Raw genomic sequence first — 17,491 nt, forward strand, 5'->3', positions numbered from 1 at the left:
CGCCCGAAGGTGAACATCAGCGACAGTTGTTGCCCGCGGCTCAGCGCACGACGTGCCGGAGCCAGACCGAGAGCAGTTCCACGAGCAGCACCGTGGCGAACACCAGCAGCAGCACGGTGGTGACCACGCCGAACTCGATCACCCGCGAAGCGCTGAGCAGGTCGAACCCGATCCCGCCCGCCCCGACGATGCCCAGCAGCGTCGCCGAGCGGATGTTCGTGTCGAGCTGGTAGAGCACGTGGGCCACGAACGCGGGCGCGGCCTGCGGCAGCGTGCCGGTGAAGAACACCTGCCACCGCCCGGCCCCGGTGGCCCGGGCCGCCTGCTCGACGCCCGGGTCGACCTCCTCCAGCGAGTCGGCCACGAGCTTGCCCAGCAGCCCGATCGCGCCCACGGCGAGCGCGAGCGTGCCTGCCACCGCGCCGAGGCCGGTGATCACCACGAACACGATCGCCAGCACCAGCTCCGGGATGCCGCGGATCAGCACGAGGATCATCCGGAACGTGCGCGCGACCCAGGCGGCCGGCGCCACGTTGCGCGCGGCCAGCGACCCGATCGGCACCGCCAGCACCGCGCCGAGCACCGTGGCGCCCAGCGCGATCTGCACGGTGACCCACAGGTCGTCGAGCAGCTGCCCGAAGATCCCGGACGTTTCCGGCGGCCAGAACAACCCCGCCGTCTGCCCGAGGTTGCCCAGCGCGCCGAAGAACTGCGCGGGGTCGAGGTCGGCACCCCACGCGGACGCCGCGATCGCCAGCACGGTCACCAGCGCGTAGGCGGCCTGGCGGACCCGGCGGAACGTCCACCCGGGACTGACCTGGTTCCCCCGCTGCACAGGGATCGCCACGGTCTTGCGGGTGTCCTGCCCGCGCAGCAGCGCGCGGCGGATCGCGCCCGAGAGCAGCTCCACCGCCACGCACAGCAGCAGCACCACGAGCGCGAGCGCCATCCCGCGCGGGTAGTCGAGCTGCTGGAACGCCGTGGCGATCGCGTAGCCGAGCCCGTCGACGCCGACGAACCCGAGCACCACCGAGACCCGCAGGTTGATGTCGAGCCGGTGCAGCGCGGTCGCGACGAACGCCGGCAGCACCTGCGGGAGCACGCCGGTCACGAGCTCCTGGAACGTCCCGGCGCCGCCCGCCCGCACGGCGGAACGGGCGCCTTCGTCGATCTGCTCGACCGCGTCGGCGTACAGCTTGCCCACCATGCCGACCGAGTGCAGGCCCATGGCCAGCACGCCGGTCATGGCGCCGAGGCCGAAGATGCGGAAGAACACAATGGCGAGCACCACGTCGGGCACCGCCCGGGCCAGCACGATGAGCGTGCGGGCCCCGGCGCGCACCGCGCGGTGCGGCGTCGTGTTCACCGCCGCGAGGATCGCCAGCGGCACGCTGATGATCACCGACAGCACCGTCGCGGACACCACGATCGCCAGCGTTTTCCCGCACAGCTCCAGCAGCTCGCCCACGGGCGGGAAGTCGAGCGGGAACATCCGGCCCGCGAAGTCGACGGCGTTGTCGGCGCTGTCGACGAACGTGGCGACGTTGATCTTCAGGTCCGCCACGGCCCACACGCCGACGGCGACGATCGCGGCGAGGACGAGCCACGCCGCCGTGCCACCGGCGCGCGGCCGGGCCAGGGTCCGCTGCGCCACGCGGGCGGTGGACAGCGGCGGCGCGGCGGTCATCCGACGGCCGCGGGCACGGGCAGCGGAGCCGCGGCCACCTTGGCGTACAGGCCCATGGCCGCGTCGCGGTCCAGGCCGGCGACCGGGGTGTCGAGCACCGCCTGGCCGCCGCGCAGCCCGACCACGCGGTCGCCCCAGCTCAGCGCCAGGTCGACCTGGTGCAGGCTGCAGAGCACCGTGAGCTTCTGCTCGGCCCCGATCTCCCGGATCAGGGCCATGACCTGAGCCGACGACTCGGGGTCGAGCGAGGCCACCGGCTCGTCGGCGAGCAGGATCTCCGGGCGCTGCATCAGCGCCCGCGCCACGGCGACGCGCTGCTGCTGGCCGCCCGAGAGCGTGTCGGCCCGCTGGAACGCGCGGTCCAGCAGCCCCACGCGCTCGAGGTGGCCCAGTGCTTCGAGCCGTACCGCCTTCGGGTAGGTGAACAGGCCCAGCCGGGGGCCGCGCAGGCGCCCGAGGGCACCCGCGCACACGTTCTCCAGCACCGTGAGGCTGCCGATGAGGTGGAACTGCTGGAACACGAACCCGATCCGCCGGCGCAGGCGCCGCAGCTCGCCGCCGCGCGCCCGGCCGACGTCGGTGCCGAGCACCGTGACCGAGCCGCCGGTGGGCCGCTGCAGCCCGTCGACGTGGCGCAGCAGCGTGGACTTGCCCGAGCCCGAAAGCCCGAGCAGCACCACGACCTCACCGGGGTGGACCTTCAGCGACACCTCGTCCAGCGCCCGGACCTCCGGCCCGAAGTGCTTGCTGACGCTGTCGAAGACGATGACCGGTTCGTCGGTCACGACGCGGTGCACTGCTTGTCCTTGGTGGTCGCGCAGACCGTGCGGACACCGGCGTAGAACGCGTCGTCGACCTTCGCGTAGCCCCAGTCGCCGGCGTCGTCGACCGCCTTGCAGGTGGTGGAGCAGAAGCCGTTGGCGTTGAGGTAGTCGACGTTGGCCTTGTTCTGGAACACGTCGGTGATCTTCGCCTTGAGGTCGGCGGAGAGGTCGTCGTCGATCGCGACCGGCGAGCCGGCGATGATGTCGGACTTCCAGACGGTGTTGATGTCGCCCTGCTTCAGCTGGCCCTTGTCGATCAGGATCTTGTCGACCATGACGTCCTCGGCGAAGCCGGCGTCGCACTGGCCGCTGTTGACGGCGAGCACGGACGCGTCATGACCACCGGTCATCACCGGGGTGATGTCCTTGACCGGGTCGATGCCGGCCTGCAGTAGCGCCGCCTTCGGGTACAGGTAGCCCGAGGTCGACGCCGGGTCGACGAAGCAGATCTTCTTGCCCTTGAAGTCGGCGATGCCCTTGATCGGCGAGCCCGCCTTGGTGATGCCGTAGGACTTGTATCCGGGCGTTTCACCCTTGGTCGTGATGCCGGCGGCGACCGGGCTGGCCTTCACACCGCTGTTCTTGGCGAGCACGTAGGAGAGCGGGCCGTAGTTGGCGATGTCGACCTTGCCGCTGCGCTGCGCCTCGATCACCGCGGCGTAGTCGGTGGCCGGCTGGAACTTGATCTTCTTGCCGGTTTCCTTCTCGAGGAGGTTGATCACCGGCTGGAAGGACTGCTGGAGGCTCTGCGCGTTTTCGGACGGAACCGCCGAGAACGTGAGTTCGTCGGGGTTGCGACCACCACCATCGGCTGCGTTGCCGGTGTTCGTCGCCGCGCTCTGGCCGCACGCGGCCAGCAGGAAGGCGGCGGCCACGCCGAGGACGGCCGCGGCCGTGCGCCGGGGGAGACGGGACATCGGGGACTCTCCTTTTTTTCGCCCGGGTAGGGCGGAATGGTGTTGACGCCCTGAGAGTCGTTCCGGTCGATGCAGGTGAGGAGAAGCCGCGGTTACGCTGAGTAGAACTCCGCACGTCCCTTGGCTCAACCCGGTCGGAGGAGTGCCGTACCGGTGACCGGGACCTCGCCCCGCGTGTGGATCTCCGCCAAAAGCCGTGGTGATCGTGCCGCGGTTCGTGGTTGCATCGGGACCATGAACCTGGGGAACGACCGCTACGCCCGTGAAGTTCTCGCGCAGAGCGACGCTTTCGCGGCACTCGTCGACGGTGCCGACCCGGCGGTAACGGTTCCCACCTGTCACGAGTGGACACTCGGTGAACTTGTGGGGCACGTCGGGCAAGCGGTGCGCTGGGCCGCCGCCGTGACGGCGAAGGGCGAGTTCGTGCCGCCGCAGCTGGTGCCGGAGGCGGCGGTGCCCGCCGAGCCGGCGCAGTGGGTGCGCTCGGCGGGGGAGACGCTCGTCGCGGCCGTCGCCGGGATCGGCGCCGAGCGGGACACGTGGACGTGGAGCAGTGACCCGCGGGCCGGGTTCTGGCTGCGCCGCATGACCCACGAGCTGGTGGTGCACCGCGCCGACGCGGCCGCCGCGCTCGGCGTGCCGTTCACCGTCGAGCCCGACCTCGCCGCCGACGCGATCACCGAGTTCGTCGAGCTGCTGCCCGACCGCATCCGGTACAACCCCGCTTCGCCGGTGGGGCAGCTGGCCGGCGCGGGGGAAGTGCTGCACCTGTCGGCGACCGACGGCGCGGGCGAGTGGCTGCTCACGCGCACGCCCGAGGGCCTCACCATGACGCACGAGCAGCCGGCCGAGCCGCCCGCGGTGACGGTGCACGGCCCGGCCGCCGACCTCGCGCTCGTGCTCTACGGCCGGCGATCCGCGGCCGAAGCGGGGCTGACCGTGACGGGGGACGCGGAGCTGTTCGAGTTCGTCCGCGAGACCACCAAATTCTGATCCTGTGCCGCTCAGCGGTACGCCGCTCGAGTCGTCGCCCGGAGTTCAGGATCGATTCAGTGCTTTCTGCTAGCCTCCCCGTGATTCGCGGCTCACCGTGGTGCCGCTGCCGCCGCAGTGCCCACGGTTCTCGTCGAACGCGCTCCGGCCAGACCTTCGCAAGGAGTGACATGACACGCATCGTCCGGGTCAAGGGCCGCGAGGTGCTGGACAGCCGCGGGAACCCGACGGTCGAGGTCGACGTGGAGCTGGCCGACGGGTCGCGCGGGCGCGCGGCCGTGCCGTCGGGGGCGTCCACGGGTACGCGCGAAGCCGTGGAGCTGCGTGACGGCGACAAGTCCCGCTACCACGGCAAGGGCGTGCGCAAGGCCGTCGACGCGGTGAACGGCGAGATCGCCGAAGCCGTGACCGGCCTGGCGGCCGAGGCGCAGGCCGACGTCGACCGCGCGCTGATCGCGCTCGACGGCACCGCGAACAAGGCCCGTCTCGGCGCCAACGCGACGCTCGGCGTGTCGCTGGCCGTGGTGAAGGCCGCCGCGGCCGCCAACCACCTGCCGCTCTACCGCTATGTCGGCGGGGTCTACGCGCACCTGCTGCCGATGCCGATGATGAACATCATCAACGGCGGCGCCCACGCCGACAACCCGATCGACTTCCAGGAGTTCATGATCGGCCCGGTCGGCGCCGAGACGTTCGCCGACGCCGTGCGCATGGGCTCCGAGGTCTTCCACACGCTGCGCAAGTCGCTGCACGAGGCCGGGCACAACACCAACGTCGGCGACGAAGGCGGCTTCGCGCCGCAGCTCGGCTCGGCCGACGAGGCGCTCGAGTTCGTGGTGCGCGCGATCGAGCAGACCGGCTACACGCCGGGCGAGGACATCGCGCTGCTGCTCGACCCGGCCGCGTCGGAGTTCTACACCGGCGAGGTCTACGACTACGCCGGCGAAGGCCGCAAGCGCAGCATCGAAGAGCACGTGGCCTACCTCGAAGACCTCACGCGGCGCTTCCCCATCGTGTCCATCGAGGACGGTCTGGCCCAGGACGACTACACCGGCTGGAAGCAGCTCACCGACACCATCGGCGACCGCGTGCAGCTCGTGGGCGACGACCTGTTCTGCACCAACGTCGAGATTCTGAAGGACGGCATCGAGCGCGGCATCGCGAACTCGATCCTCATCAAGGTCAACCAGATCGGCACGCTCACCGAGACGCTCGCCGCCGTCGAGACCGCGCACAAGGCCGGCTACTCCGCCGTCATGTCGCACCGCTCGGGCGAGACCGAGGACACCACGATCGCCGACCTCGCCGTGGCCACCAACTGCGGCCAGATCAAGACCGGTTCGCTGTCGCGCTCGGACCGCACGGCGAAGTACAACCAGCTCCTGCGCATCGAGGAGGAGCTCGGCACCGAGGCCCGGTACGCGGGCCGCGCCACGCTGCGGGGCTGAAAAGGCCTGGCAGGACCCGATGGCGACGGGCGGCCCGGCCCGATCTTCCGCGACTAGTATCACCGAGACTACTCACGAGCTACAGTGTCGGACGTGGAAGACGGAGCCGGGTTGTCGGCCGGGTTGTCGGCTGGGTTGTCACTGAGCGAGTGGATCGTGCTCTGCCTGGTGGCGGAGTCCCCGACGCACGGTTTCGCCCTCGTGCGGCTCACGTCGGAGGCCGGTGAGGTCGGCCGGGTCTGGCGGCTGCCGAAGCCCGTCGTCTACCGGGCTGTCGATCGGCTGCTGGCCCGCGGGTTCGTCGTCGGCGCGGGCACCGAGCCCGGCGACTCCGGCCCGCCGCGCGCGCTCGTGCAGGCCACGCCCGAAGGCCACGCCGCCGTCGGCGAGTGGCTCGCCCGCCCGGCCCGGCACGTGCGTGACGTGCGTTCGGAGCTGCTGGTCAAGCTCGCGCTGCTGGAGCGGCGCGGCGCCGACCCGGCGCCGTTGCTCGGCGAGCAGCGGCGGGTGCTGGACCGGATCGTCGACGGGCTCGAGAAGCAGCAGCGCTCCTCCGACGGGTTCGACACCGTGCTGCTCACCTTCCGGATCGAGAACGCGCGGGCGGCCGTCGCGTTCGTGGACGCGACCCTCGGCGGGCGGGCACCGCAGTACGCCGTCACGGGCGAGTAGGCGCCGGTGCTGGACGTCAGGCGCCTGCGGATCCTCGTCGCGGTGGTCGAAGGGGGTTCGTTCACCGCGGCCGCGCACCGGCTGCAGCTCACGCAGTCGGCGGTCTCGCAGCAGATGTCGGTGATCGAGCGCGAGGTCGGCATGTCGCTGCTCAAACGGCTGCCGCGCGGGGTCGAGCTGACCCCGGCGGGTGAGGTGCTGGCCGCGCACGCGAAGAGCCTGTTCGGCGAGCTCTCGGCGATCGAGCACGAGGTGCGCTCGTCCGGCACCGAGCCGGCGGAGCTGCGGATCGAGGCGTTCGCGACCGCCGGGGTCGAGCTGCTGCCGCCGGTGGTGAAGGCGTTCCGCGAACAGCACCCCGGCGTGCGCCTGCGCCTGTCGGCCACCCACGGCGACGACGCGTTCAGCCGGCTGCGCGAGGGCGCCGCGCACGTGGTCCTGGTGTGGGGCTACGACTTCGCGCCGCAGCCGGTGGACCGCGGGCTGCACCACGTGGCGCTGCCGGACGACCCGCTGCACGTCGTGCTGCCGCTGGACCACCCGCTCGTCGACGCCGAAGAGGTGGCGCTGGCCGACCTGTCCGGCGAGCAGTGGGTGACGCGCACGCACCGCGCGCCGTACGAGCAGGCGTACGAGACGATGTGCCGCATCGCCGGGTTCGAACCGCAGATCACCTTCCGCGCGGCGGATTACCAGTCGCTGCAGGGACTCGTGGCCGCGGGCATGGGTGTGAGCCTCGTGCCGCGGCTGTCGCTGGCCGCGCACCGCAAGGACCTCGCCGACCGTCCGCTGGCCGGCCGCGGCTTCGCCCGGCGCGTCACTGCGGTCACGCTGCCCGAGGCGCAGCGGTCGAAGCCGGTGGCGGATTTCCTGGAGGTACTGCGCTCGTCGGCCGGCGCCGGGTAAGTCCGCTGTGGACGGTCAGCGGCCGCGGGTCTGCTGCGCGATCGCGCCGGCGAACGTGGTCACCCGCGTGTAGACGCCGGGCTTGCCGGGTTTCGCGCAGCCGTCGCCGAAGGACACGATCCCGACGAGCGTGTCCCCGATGACGAGCGGGCCGCCGGAGTCGCCCTTGCAGGCGTCGATGCCGCCCTGCTGGTACCCCGCGCACACCATGCTCGCCGGGTCGTAGGAGTCGTAGGCCTGCTTGCACGTCGAGTCGCTCACCATCGGCACCACGGCGCTGCGCAGGTAGTCGGAGCGGTCGCCGCCGTCGGCGACGCGGCCCCAGCCGAGCACGGTGGCCTTCGTTCCGGCGGCGTACACGTCGGTGTCGCGGGCGATCGACGCCGCGCGGCCCGGCAGGCGGCCGCGCACGGTCAGCACCGCGATGTCGTCGCCCTCTTCGGCCTTCTCGAAGTCCGGGTGCACCCAGGCTTTCGTGACGGAGAGCGTGCTGCCCTCGTCCGTGCGCTTGTCCTCGCGGCCGACGACGACGCGGATGTCCTTCGTGGACACCGCTTCCGCGCAGTGGGCCGCGGTCGCGACCGCCGAGCTGCCCACGATCACGCCGCCGCAGAACTGCGTGCCGGCGTCGTCCACGAGGTACACCGCGTACGGGTGATCGGCCAGTGAGGCCTTTTCCCCGCCGACGATCGCGCCCTGCGCGGCCGCCTCCGGGCCGGTGGCCACAGTGGTCAGTGCCGCCGCACCGACCATCGCCGCGGCCCACACCGCCGCGGCGAGCACCGCGTTCGGACGTCTTCCGGGCAGTCGTGTCTTCGGCATGAAAACCCCCTCGGCGCAAAGAAAACGATGGCAGACACGATAGCCGGGCCGAGGGGAAACCGATGTCGCTGAACCGGGTGGAAAAAAGCGTTGCGGGCAAAGGTGAACGGTCCGGCGGAGTGTCCCCGCCGGACCGTTCACCGTCGAGCTCAGGAGCAGAGCGGGGCGACGGGGAGGTCGGACCCGGTCTTCACGTAGGCGTCGGAGATGAAGTTGTCCGGGCCGATGCGGTCCCAGATCGTGCTGGTGCCGAATGTTCCGGTCACCGAAGAACCGTTGACGTAGCACTCGATGTTGACCTTGGCGTAGTTCGCCGCGAGGCCCTTGACGGCGGCCGTGGTGCTCGCGCTCGCCCGCACGTTCATCGGGTCGCCGGCGGTGCTCACGACCCCGGTCGCGGCGGCCGAACCGGTCCACAGGTAGGTCACCTTCACGTTGCCGTTGTCGGCGAGCCCGAGGCCGGAGTTGAACACGCCGTCGGCGAGGTCGATGCCGGCCGGGTTGCCCACGGTGTAGCCGAGGTCGTCCTTACCGCCGTTGTAGTGGTTGTGGTAGGCGGCATACGCCTCCGGCTGGCCCTGCGGCAGGTCCTTGTACTCGGAGCGGACCGAGGCCGGGTTCCAGTAGTCGTCCTTGGTGTTCCACGGGCCGACGTCCCACACCGGCGCGTACTCGCAGCGGCTTCCGTCGGTGCGGCACACCTTCACCGTGTAGTTCCCGGTGCCCTTGGGCGAGGTCGCCTTGCCCGAGGGCAGCGCGACGAAGTGGTCGTTGGCGGTGATCACGTGGCCGTTGGCGGTGGTGTGGCCGGTGAGGCCCTCGCGCGTGGCGTAGATCGTGTAGGTCAGCGGGGTCGTCGCGGCGAGTGCGTTGGCCTGCGGGGCCAGGGTGCCGGTCAGGTCGACCTCGCGCACGGTCGGGCGCACGCCGTCGGTGGTGCTGGACAGGGAGATCCGCGCCTGCACCACGCTCACCGCGCGGCCGAACGAGGCGGCCTGCGCGCCGGCCGGCGTCCACTCGGTCCAGTCGTCGGCGCCGGTGCGGCCGCGCACGTCGATCTGCACGTCGGTGCCCTTCGGCAGGTCCGCGGCGACGTTCGTCGTCACGCGATTCACCGGCGAGGCGAGCTGCTGCGCGGCGGAGACCAGGTAGCCCTGGCTACCGGCGGTGAGCAGATCCGTTCTGTGCCAAGCGGAATCCTTCAGCGTCAGCGCTCCGCCCGCCGCCTCGACGTTGACGTCGTCGCCGTCGACGTGGGACAGGTCGGCGCGCCAGGACCCGGCCGGCGCGGCGCTCGCGGGCGCCGCCAGCGCCACCCCGCCCGTGGTGACCGCGCCTGCGGCCAGGACCGCCGCGACCACGCGGCGGGCCGTTGTCTTCCCGACTGTCTTCCCCAGCACGACACCCAACTCCTTCACTCGTCCGTCGCGAACGGTGAGGAGTCTGTGCGCGATCCGTACACGATCCGTACAACGCGGACGCCGGGCCGTGTATCACGGTGTGCCCCGGATTGTCCGGTTTGCCGATCATCTACATCGGACAATGCGGCGGCGGTAGCGCCGAAAGTAGGAAGATCACCAGGTGGGACAACGGCACGTCAGTTTCCGTGGGCGCCGTGGACACGTGAGCTTCCGCCGTGTAGGTCTATGCATCGGGCAAGTACTGGAACGATCCTGGGGACGGTTGATGGCGGGGTACCTGGCGCGCCGCGTCCTGCAGTCGGTCGTGGTGGTGGTGCTGGTCGCGGTGCTCACGTTCGTGCTGCTCCAGCTGCTGCCGGGCGGGCCGGCCCGCGCGATCCTCGGGCCGAAGGCCACGCAGCTGCAGATCCGGACGTTCCTCCACGACAACGGCTACGACCGTCCGCTGGTCACGCAGTTCCTCACGTGGGCCGGGCGCGTGCTGCACGGTGATCTCGGTTACTCGTACAAGCTCAACCAGCCGGTGACCGACGTGATCGCCGATCACCTGCCCAAGACGATCCTGCTCATGACACTGTCCACTTTGGTCGCTCTCGTGGTGGCGGTGCCGCTGGGCGTGTACCAGGCGCGCAAGCGCAACACCCTGGGCGACTACGTGGCGACCGGCCTGTCGTTCGCGTTCTACTCGATGCCGAGCTTCTTCCTCGGCGAGATCCTCGTGCTGCTGTTCGCGGTGCAGCTGCAGTGGTTCTCCCCACTCGGACCGAGCGGCGACTCGCTGGGCGAGATCCTGTCGCAGGCACCGGCGCTCGTGCTGCCCGTGCTCACGCTGGCGCTGATCACCATCGCGTCGTTCAGCCGTTACGCGCGCTCGTCGGTGATGGAGAACCTCAGCCAGGACTACGTGCGCACCGCGCTGGCGGGCGGGGCGAGCGAGGGCAAGGTGCTCACGCGCCACGTGCTGCGCAACTCGCTGATCCCGATCGTCACGCTGCTGGGGCTTTCGCTGCCGCAGCTGTTCGCGGGCGCGCTCATCACCGAGCAGGTGTTCAACTACCCGGGCATGGGCTTCACGTTCATCCAGGGTGCCCAGGTGCACGACTACCCGGTGCTGCTGGGGATCGGGCTCGTCGTCGCGCTCGCGACGGTGGCCGGCTCCCTGCTCGCCGACATCGGCTACGCCGTGCTCGACCCGAGGGTGAAGTACTGATGACCGACCAAGCCGCGGCTCCGGTGGCACCCCCGCGCTCCACGGCGCGGGCGACCCTGCGGGCCTTCCTCGAGAACCGCCTGGCGGTCGCGGGACTCGTGTTGATCGTCTTGTTCGTGCTGTTCTGCTTCTTCGGCCCGCTGGTCTACCACACCGAGCAGATCGCGACGAACCTCTCGGGCGCCAACCAGCCACCGGGCGCGGGCCACCCGCTGGGCACCGACGACGTGGGCTACGACGAGCTCGGCCGGCTCATGGTCGGCGGCCGGTCGTCGCTCGAAATCGGCGTCGCGGCGGCGGTGCTCGCGACCGTGTTCGGCACGTTCTGGGGTGCCATCGCGGGTCACGTCGGCGGGTTCGTCGACGCGGTGATGATGCGGATCGTCGACACGCTGCTGGCCATCCCCACGCTGTTCCTGCTGCTGATCCTCGCCGCGATCTTCACGCCGACGCTGGGGCTGCTGATCGTCGTGGTGTCGTTCGGCGCGTGGCTCAGCCCGGCCCGGCTCGTGCGCGGCGAGACGCTTTCGCTGCGCACCCGCGAGTACGTGCAGGCCGTGCGGATGATGGGCGGCGGCGGGAAACGCGTGGTGCTGCGCCACATCATGCCCAACGCGATCGGCACCATCGTGGTCAACGCAACCTTCCAGGTGGCCGACGCGATCCTGCTCGTGGCCGCGCTGAGCTACCTCGGCCTCGGCATCGCGCCGCCGCACGCCGACTGGGGCAACATGCTGTCCAACGGCACCGAGTTCGTGCAGAACGGCTACTGGTGGATGATCCTGCCGCCCGGCATCGCGATCATGCTCGTGGTCGTGGCGTTCAACCTGCTCGGCGACGCCCTGCGCGACGCGCTCGAAGTGCGGCTGCGGAGGCGCTGAACCCCATGGAACCCGTTCTGCGCCTGGAAGAACTGCACACCACCATCGACGTCCGCGACGGCGTTGTCCGCCCCGTCGACGGTGTGACGCTGGAAGTCGGCCGCGGCGAGCTGCTCGGGCTCGTCGGCGAGTCCGGCAGCGGCAAGACGATGACGGCCCTGTCGATCCTGCGGCTGCTCCCGCCCGGCGGGCGCATCGCGTCGGGCCGGATCCTGCTCGGCGACGACGACGTCGCGGCCATGACCCCCGCCGAGCTGCGTGAGGTCCGCGGCAAGCGCATCGGCACGGTGTTCCAGGACCCGATGACCTCGCTCAATCCGTCGCTGCCCATCGGGCGCCAGGTGAGCGAACCACTGGAGCTGCACTCGACGCTGTCCCGGCGCGAGCTGCACGAGCGCGCCGTCGCGATGCTCGATCTGGTGCGGCTGCCGGACGCGCGCAAACGCGCCGAGGACTACCCGCACCAGCTCTCGGGCGGCATGCGCCAGCGCGTGATGATCGCCCGCGCGCTGGTGTGCGAGCCGGAGCTGCTCATCGCCGACGAGCCGACCACCGCGCTCGACGTGACCGTGCAGCACCAGATCCTGGAGCTGATCGACGACCTGCGCCGCCGCCTGGGCATGGCCGTGATCCTCGTGACGCACGACCTCGGCGTGGTCGCGGGCCGCGCCGACCGCGTCGCCGTGATGTACGCCGGGAAGATCGCCGAGCTCACGGACACGCGCCGGCTGTTCGGCAACCCGCGCCACCCGTACACCGAGGCGTTGTTCGAGGCGCTGCCGGAGAACTCGGCCGAGTCGGGGGAGAAGCTCTACAGCATCCCCGGCCTGCCGCCCGACCTGCGCGAACCGCCGGCCGGCTGCCGCTTCGCGCCGCGTTGCCGCTACGCGACCGAGGAGTGCGTCGAGAAGGACCCGGAGCTGCGCGCCGACGTGGCCGGGCACGAGTACGCGTGTTTCCACCCGGTCGGTTCGGCGGCGGTCGAGGAACCGTCGGCCGTGGTCCGCGTGCACGAGCGGGCGGGCGCGCCGGCTTCGGAGCCGACGGCGGGCGCGCCGCTGCTGGAAGTCGAGAACCTGGTGAAGGACTTCCCCGTCACCAAGGGCGCGGTGCTGCGGCGCCGCACAGGCACGGTGTCCGCCGTCGCCGGGGTGAGTTTCTCCGTGGCGGAGGGGGAGACGTTCGGGCTCGTCGGGGAGTCGGGCTGCGGCAAGACGACCGTGGGCCGGGCCGTGGTCGGGCTCGACGAACCGACGTCGGGCCACATCCGGATCGGCGGCACGGAGCTGACTTCCTTGCGTGGCGCCGAGCTGCGGCAGCGCCACCGCGACACGCACCTGGTGTTCCAGGACCCGTACGCCTCGCTCGACCCGCGCATGCGCGTCGGCGCGATCCTGGCCGAGCCGCTGGAGATCCACGGCGCCGGCACCCGGGCGCAGCGCAGCGCGCGGGTCCGCGAGCTGCTGGGCGAGGTGGGGCTGCCCGCCGACGCGGCGCAGCGGTACCCGCACGAGTTCTCCGGCGGGCAGCGCCAGCGCGTCGGGCTCGCGCGGGCCCTGGCGCTGGAGCCGAAGCTGATCGTGGCCGACGAGCCGGTGTCGGCGCTGGACGTGTCCGTGCAGGCGCAGATCCTGAACCTGATGAACGACCTGCGCGAGCGCCACGGGCTCACGTACGTGTTCATCTCCCACGACCTGTCCGTGGTGCGGTACCTGGCGCAGCGCATCGGCGTGATGTACCTGGGCAAGCTCGTGGAGGTCGGCCCCGCCGCGGAGGTGCACGGCCGTCCGCGGCACCCGTACACGCGGGGGCTGATCGACACGGTCCCGGTCGCCGATCCGTGGGCGGCCCGCCAGAGCGGCGGCGTCTCGGGCGAGCTGCCGTCCGCGATCTCGCCGCCGTCGGGCTGCCGCTTCCGCACGCGCTGCCCGTTCGCGCAGGAGATCTGCGCCGAAGAGGAGCCCGTGCTGCGGCCGTTCGGCGCCGGGCACGAGGCGGCCTGCCACTTCCCGCTCGACGCCGCTCGTGAGCACGACGCGACGAAAGTCTACCAAGGAGAGAACGGATGAGACTGCGCAAGGCACTCGTGGCGCCGGTGGTGGTGCTGGCCGCGGCCGCGCTCGCCACCGCGTGCAGCGGCGGGAGCTCGAGCTCGGGCGGGGGCACCCCGACCGAAGGCGGCACGGCCGTGTTCGCCGAATCGCCGGGCACCCAGCCGAACTGGATCTTCCCGTTCGTGGACTCGGCGCACAACAGCGGTTACGCGACCGGCGACCTGCAGCAGCTCATGTACCGCGAGCTGTACTGGTTCGGCGACGCGAACGGCGGCACCGGCGTCAACACCACCAAGAGCCTCGCCGACCCGCCGGTGTTCAGCGACAACAACACCAAGGTGGTGATCAACGTCAAGCCGTACAAGTGGTCCAACGGCGAGACGGTGAACGCCAAGGACGTGGTGTTCTGGATGAACATGATGTTCGCGGAGAAGGCCAACTGGTACGGCTACGTGCCGGGCCAGTTCCCGGACAACGTGAAGTCCGCGACGGCGACCGGGCCGCAGCAGGTGACGCTGCAGCTCACCGACTCGTACTCGCCGACGTGGTTCACCGGCCAGGAGCTCGCGCAGATCGCACCGCTGCCGATGGCGTGGGACAAGATCTCGGACTCCGCGGCGGCAGGCAGCGGCGGCTGCGCGGACGACCGCGCGAAGTGCGACGCGGTGTACAAGTACCTGTTCACCAAGAGCAAGGACCTCTCGACCTACGCGACGGATCCGTTGTGGCAGGTCGTGGACGGGCCGTGGCACCTGACGTCGTTCGACGCCGAGGGCAACATCAGCTACGACCCGAACCCGAAGTACAGCGGGCCGGACAAGCCGCACCTGGCGCACTACAAGATGCAGCCATTCACGAGCACCAGCGCGGAATTCAACACGCTGCGCAGCGGCCGGACCATCTCCGTCGGCGGCGTGCAGGGTGCGGACCTGCCGCAGAAGAAGGCGAGCGAGAAGGTGCCGGCGACGAACCCGTTGCAGGCCAACTACAACCTCGTGCCCGCCGCGGCGTGGGGCTGGAGCTCGACGATCCTGAACATGGACAACCCGAAGTTCGGGGCGGTGTTCAAGCAGCTCTACGTCCGGCAGGCGTTCCAGCAGACCCTGGACCAGGTGACGGACGTGAACGTCGCCTACCGCGGCTACGCCACCGTGACGACCGGCCCGGTGCCGACCAACCCGGACAACTCCTACGTGACCGACGCCGAGCGCGGCGCGGGCCCGTACCCGTTCGACAAGGCGAACGCGAAGGCCCTGCTGACGTCACACGGCTGGACCCTGCAGAACGGCGCCATGACCTGCACCGCACCCGGCACCGCCCCGAACCAGTGCGGCGCCGGCGTCGCGGCGGGCACGCGGCTGGAGTTCAACCTGCAGTACTCGACCGGCAACCCCGCGTACGGGCGGATCATGCAGCAGTGGAAGTCGGACGCCGCCGAGGCGGGCATCGTGTTCGACCTGAAGGGCCAGGAGTTCAACGCGCTGCTGGGCGACGTCAGCGACTGCCACGGCTCCGGCCCCGCCTGCGACTGGCAGATGGGCTACTTCGGATACCAGCAGTACAACGCCGTGCCCACCGGTGACCAGCTGCTGCTCCCCGGCTCCACCGGCAACATCGGCAACTACGACGACCCGCAGCTGGACAAGCTCATCGAGGCCACTCTGCACAGCGACGACAAGAACGCCTTCGCCGCCTACGAGGACTACGCCACGAAGACCCTGCCGGGCCAGATCAACATGCCCCTGCGCGGCCCGATGGAGGTCGTCGCGAAGGACCTCGGCGGCGTCTCGTTCCCCGCGGTCCAGACGGCGCGCAGCCCTGAGGACTGGTACTTCACGAAGTAGGTTTTTCTTCGAGGGGCCGCCCTTTTCCGAGGGCGGCCCCTCTTTTTTGTGCTGTTGCCCGAGGCGGATCAGTCGTCGCCCCTTCGCCCGAGCCGCAGCAGCTCGAACACGAAGATCCACGTCAGTATCCCCACCAGCACGCTCCCGCCCAGCCAGCTCCACCACGTGGCCGCCGACCACCACAGGCTCGCCACCAGGAACCCCAGCCCGGCGACGATGCCCAGGCCCGCCATCTGGACCGTGCGAATCCCGGTCCTTCGGTCGTTCATGGCGGAGAAGATTACTGAGACTCAGGGTAGAGCGACGCCGCCGAACGAAGGACACGATCTTGCCTCGCTGCTCCGTTCGAGCGCTACCCTTCGTGACCGCTGCCCGGAACTACCACCGAGGGTGGCCTTTGTCCTCTTGGCAGGCGATCTTTCGGGGCTGCGGCGGGTAATGCGGGGATCCTGGAACGCCGTCGGGAAGCCCCGGCCGAAAACCGTTCGGCGCCACCCCCCGACGCTGCTACCGTGCGCGCCATGAGCAGTCCCGAGGCGAACAGAGTGGCGCCACCGGTCGAGCGGTGGCGTTGCGGAGTTTGTGTTCCCTAGCGGCCGTGTTCTCCAGTAGCTGCCGTATTTCCCGGTAGCCGAGGCCAGACGCTCCGATCGACCGTGCCTTCTTTCACCGTCCGAACAGGACGGTCACGTCGATCTCGGGAGTGTCTGTGTTGCCGTATCTGCTCGCCCTGGCCGTGTTCGCCCAGGGGACGTCGGAGTTCATGGTGTCGGGCCCGGTGCCCGGCGTGGCGCGGGACCTGGGGGTCTCGCCGGCCGCCGCGGGGTCGCTGACGGCGGTGTTCGCCGTGGGGATGGTGGTCGGGGCGCCGGTGCTGGCGGTGGCCGGCCGGGGGTGGCCGCGGCGGAGCGCGCTGCTGGGGTACCTCGGGGTGTTCATCGCGGTGCACGTGGTGGGGGCGCTGGCGCCCGGGTTCGGCATCCTGCTCGGCACGCGGCTGCTGGCCGCGCTTGCGACGGCCGGGTTTCTCGCCGTCGCGCTGACCGTGGCGGCCGATGCCGCGCCCGGCGCCGAGGGGCGGGCGACCGCCGTGGTGCTGACCGGGACGACGCTGGCGTGCATCGCCGGAGTGCCGGCGGGCGCCGTGCTCGGGCAGGTGTGGGGGTGGCGCTCGGCGTTCTGGGCGGTCGCGCTGGTGTCCGTGCCCGCGTTCGCCGCCATCGCGCGGTGGGCGCCCAGGACGAAAACCGCGAGTGCACCCGTCATGGCCGAGTTCGCGGTGCTGAAGCGACCACGGGTGCTGGCCGCGCTCGGCCGGGGCGCGCTCGTCAACGGCGCCACCTTCGCCGTGTTCACCTACCTCGCCCTGCTGGTGGACTCGGACGGCGGCCGGCTGCCCGTCCTCCTCGCGTTGTTCGGCCTCGGGGCGTCCGCCGGGGTCGCGCTCGCCGGCCGGCGTCCGGCCACGCGAAAGGCGCAAGTGGCGCTCGCCGTCGGCTGGCTCGCCCTCGCGTTCGGTGCGGGGAACGCGACCGTGCTGCTCGTCCTCGTCCCCGTGCAGGCACTGCTGTCGTTCGCCGTCGGGTCCACCGCCGTCGCGCAGGTGCTGCGCGCCGCCCCGGACGCGCCGGCGCTGAGGGGTGCGTTCGCCGCCGCGGCGCTCAACGTCGGCGCCGCCGCCGGGCCGTGGCTCGCCGCCGGCCTCATCGGCACCGGTTACCGCGCGCCGGTGTGGCTCGCCGTCGTCCTCGCGACCGCGGCACTGGCGATCCGAGAGCAGTGCTCTTGACAACGCTAACGAGAAGGGTGAAC

At 71.0% G+C, this 17,491-nt stretch carries 15 protein-coding genes; 9 read left to right on the top strand and 6 right to left on the bottom strand.

Translation table 11 applies throughout. From position 1 onward, the window contains the following. Positions 1-40 precede the first annotated feature (40 nt). Genes phnE through ACQPXB_RS16675 form a run of 3 tightly spaced genes read right to left on the bottom strand, consistent with a single transcriptional unit; the run spans position 41 to position 3,428 of the window. Positions 41-1,687, bottom strand: a complete 1,647-nt coding sequence (gene phnE, locus ACQPXB_RS16665) for a phosphonate ABC transporter, permease protein PhnE (protein WP_432852985.1) — start codon at positions 1,685-1,687, stop codon at positions 41-43. After that, positions 1,684-2,472 carry a phosphonate ABC transporter ATP-binding protein gene (phnC, locus tag ACQPXB_RS16670; protein WP_432852988.1) on the bottom strand — a complete coding sequence of 263 codons (789 nt, stop codon included), beginning with the start codon at positions 2,470-2,472 and terminating at the stop codon, positions 1,684-1,686. The genes phnE and phnC overlap by 4 nt, the downstream gene beginning before the upstream one ends. Continuing rightward, positions 2,469-3,428 carry a phosphate/phosphite/phosphonate ABC transporter substrate-binding protein gene (locus ACQPXB_RS16675; protein ID WP_432852991.1) on the bottom strand — a complete coding sequence of 320 codons (960 nt, stop codon included), beginning with the start codon at positions 3,426-3,428 and terminating at the stop codon, positions 2,469-2,471. The genes phnC and ACQPXB_RS16675 overlap by 4 nt, the downstream gene beginning before the upstream one ends. Positions 3,429-3,662: 234 nt before the next feature. Between ACQPXB_RS16675 and ACQPXB_RS16680 the strand changes: the two genes are divergently transcribed. The 4 genes from ACQPXB_RS16680 to ACQPXB_RS16695 all read left to right on the top strand — a co-directional run bounded on the left by ACQPXB_RS16680 (position 3,663) and on the right by ACQPXB_RS16695 (position 7,447). Further along, complete coding sequence (locus ACQPXB_RS16680; protein ID WP_432852994.1) at positions 3,663-4,421, top strand: maleylpyruvate isomerase family mycothiol-dependent enzyme; 759 nt, start codon at positions 3,663-3,665, stop codon at positions 4,419-4,421. Between the two features lie 170 nt (positions 4,422-4,591). Then, positions 4,592-5,869 (top strand): phosphopyruvate hydratase, encoded by a 1,278-nt coding sequence (gene eno, locus ACQPXB_RS16685; RefSeq protein WP_366587847.1) that lies wholly within the window; start codon positions 4,592-4,594, stop codon positions 5,867-5,869. A gap of 93 nt (positions 5,870-5,962) precedes the next feature. Then, positions 5,963-6,541, top strand: a complete 579-nt coding sequence (locus tag ACQPXB_RS16690; RefSeq protein WP_366587850.1) for a PadR family transcriptional regulator — start codon at positions 5,963-5,965, stop codon at positions 6,539-6,541. 6 nt (positions 6,542-6,547) lie between these two features. Next, positions 6,548-7,447: a LysR family transcriptional regulator gene (locus ACQPXB_RS16695; RefSeq protein ID WP_432852999.1), complete on the top strand. Its 900-nt coding sequence runs from the start codon at positions 6,548-6,550 to the stop codon at positions 7,445-7,447. Between the two features lie 15 nt (positions 7,448-7,462). On the opposite strand, the gene ACQPXB_RS16700 is transcribed toward ACQPXB_RS16695, so the two are convergent. Continuing rightward, positions 7,463-8,269 carry a S1 family peptidase gene (locus ACQPXB_RS16700; protein WP_366587854.1) on the bottom strand — a complete coding sequence of 269 codons (807 nt, stop codon included), beginning with the start codon at positions 8,267-8,269 and terminating at the stop codon, positions 7,463-7,465. A gap of 149 nt (positions 8,270-8,418) precedes the next feature. Further along, positions 8,419-9,669, bottom strand: a complete 1,251-nt coding sequence (locus tag ACQPXB_RS16705; protein ID WP_386952139.1) for a hypothetical protein — start codon at positions 9,667-9,669, stop codon at positions 8,419-8,421. Positions 9,670-9,955: 286 nt separating this feature from the next. On the opposite strand from ACQPXB_RS16705, the gene ACQPXB_RS16710 reads away from it, so the two are divergent. From ACQPXB_RS16710 to ACQPXB_RS16725, 4 genes are read left to right on the top strand one after another with little or no spacing between them, the layout of a single operon-like run. Beyond that, positions 9,956-10,900 (top strand): ABC transporter permease, encoded by a 945-nt coding sequence (locus ACQPXB_RS16710; protein ID WP_366587859.1) that lies wholly within the window; start codon positions 9,956-9,958, stop codon positions 10,898-10,900. Then, positions 10,900-11,781 carry an ABC transporter permease gene (locus ACQPXB_RS16715; protein ID WP_432853004.1) on the top strand — a complete coding sequence of 294 codons (882 nt, stop codon included), beginning with the start codon at positions 10,900-10,902 and terminating at the stop codon, positions 11,779-11,781. The genes ACQPXB_RS16710 and ACQPXB_RS16715 overlap by 1 nt, the downstream gene beginning before the upstream one ends. Positions 11,782-11,786: 5 nt before the next feature. Next, on the top strand, positions 11,787-13,850 hold the full coding sequence (locus ACQPXB_RS16720) for an ABC transporter ATP-binding protein (protein WP_432853007.1): 2,064 nt from the start codon (positions 11,787-11,789) through the stop codon (positions 13,848-13,850). Then, positions 13,847-15,679 carry an ABC transporter substrate-binding protein gene (locus ACQPXB_RS16725; protein WP_432853010.1) on the top strand — a complete coding sequence of 611 codons (1,833 nt, stop codon included), beginning with the start codon at positions 13,847-13,849 and terminating at the stop codon, positions 15,677-15,679. The genes ACQPXB_RS16720 and ACQPXB_RS16725 overlap by 4 nt, the downstream gene beginning before the upstream one ends. Positions 15,680-15,747: 68 nt before the next feature. Here the strand turns inward: ACQPXB_RS16725 and ACQPXB_RS16730 are convergent, their stop codons facing one another. Then, positions 15,748-15,948: a hypothetical protein gene (locus ACQPXB_RS16730; RefSeq protein WP_366587869.1), complete on the bottom strand. Its 201-nt coding sequence runs from the start codon at positions 15,946-15,948 to the stop codon at positions 15,748-15,750. A 434-nt stretch (positions 15,949-16,382) separates the two neighbouring features. Here ACQPXB_RS16730 and ACQPXB_RS16735 point away from each other — a divergent pair, with 434 nt between their 5' ends. Beyond that, positions 16,383-17,468: an MFS transporter gene (locus ACQPXB_RS16735; RefSeq protein WP_432853014.1), complete on the top strand. Its 1,086-nt coding sequence runs from the start codon at positions 16,383-16,385 to the stop codon at positions 17,466-17,468. Positions 17,469-17,491: the final 23 nt, after the last annotated feature.

Source organism: Amycolatopsis sp. CA-161197, assembly GCF_050942255.1.
In the GTDB taxonomy this organism is placed as follows: Bacteria; Actinomycetota; Actinomycetes; order Mycobacteriales; family Pseudonocardiaceae; genus Amycolatopsis.

Excerpts from the sequence above, each read along its gene's own strand:
- phnE (WP_432852985.1), bottom strand. The coding sequence starts at position 1,687 with ATGACCGCCGCGCCGCCGCTGTCCACCGCCCGCGTGGCGCAGCGGACC.
- ACQPXB_RS16675 (WP_432852991.1), bottom strand. The coding sequence starts at position 3,428 with ATGTCCCGTCTCCCCCGGCGCACGGCCGCGGCCGTCCTCGGCGTGGCC.
- ACQPXB_RS16680 (WP_432852994.1), top strand. The coding sequence starts at position 3,663 with ATGAACCTGGGGAACGACCGCTACGCCCGTGAAGTTCTCGCGCAGAGC.
- eno (WP_366587847.1), top strand. The coding sequence starts at position 4,592 with ATGACACGCATCGTCCGGGTCAAGGGCCGCGAGGTGCTGGACAGCCGC.
- ACQPXB_RS16700 (WP_366587854.1), bottom strand. The coding sequence starts at position 8,269 with ATGCCGAAGACACGACTGCCCGGAAGACGTCCGAACGCGGTGCTCGCC.
- ACQPXB_RS16710 (WP_366587859.1), top strand. The coding sequence starts at position 9,956 with ATGGCGGGGTACCTGGCGCGCCGCGTCCTGCAGTCGGTCGTGGTGGTG.
- ACQPXB_RS16715 (WP_432853004.1), top strand. The coding sequence starts at position 10,900 with ATGACCGACCAAGCCGCGGCTCCGGTGGCACCCCCGCGCTCCACGGCG.
- ACQPXB_RS16720 (WP_432853007.1), top strand. The coding sequence starts at position 11,787 with ATGGAACCCGTTCTGCGCCTGGAAGAACTGCACACCACCATCGACGTC.
- ACQPXB_RS16725 (WP_432853010.1), top strand. The coding sequence starts at position 13,847 with ATGAGACTGCGCAAGGCACTCGTGGCGCCGGTGGTGGTGCTGGCCGCG.
- ACQPXB_RS16730 (WP_366587869.1), bottom strand. The coding sequence starts at position 15,948 with ATGAACGACCGAAGGACCGGGATTCGCACGGTCCAGATGGCGGGCCTG.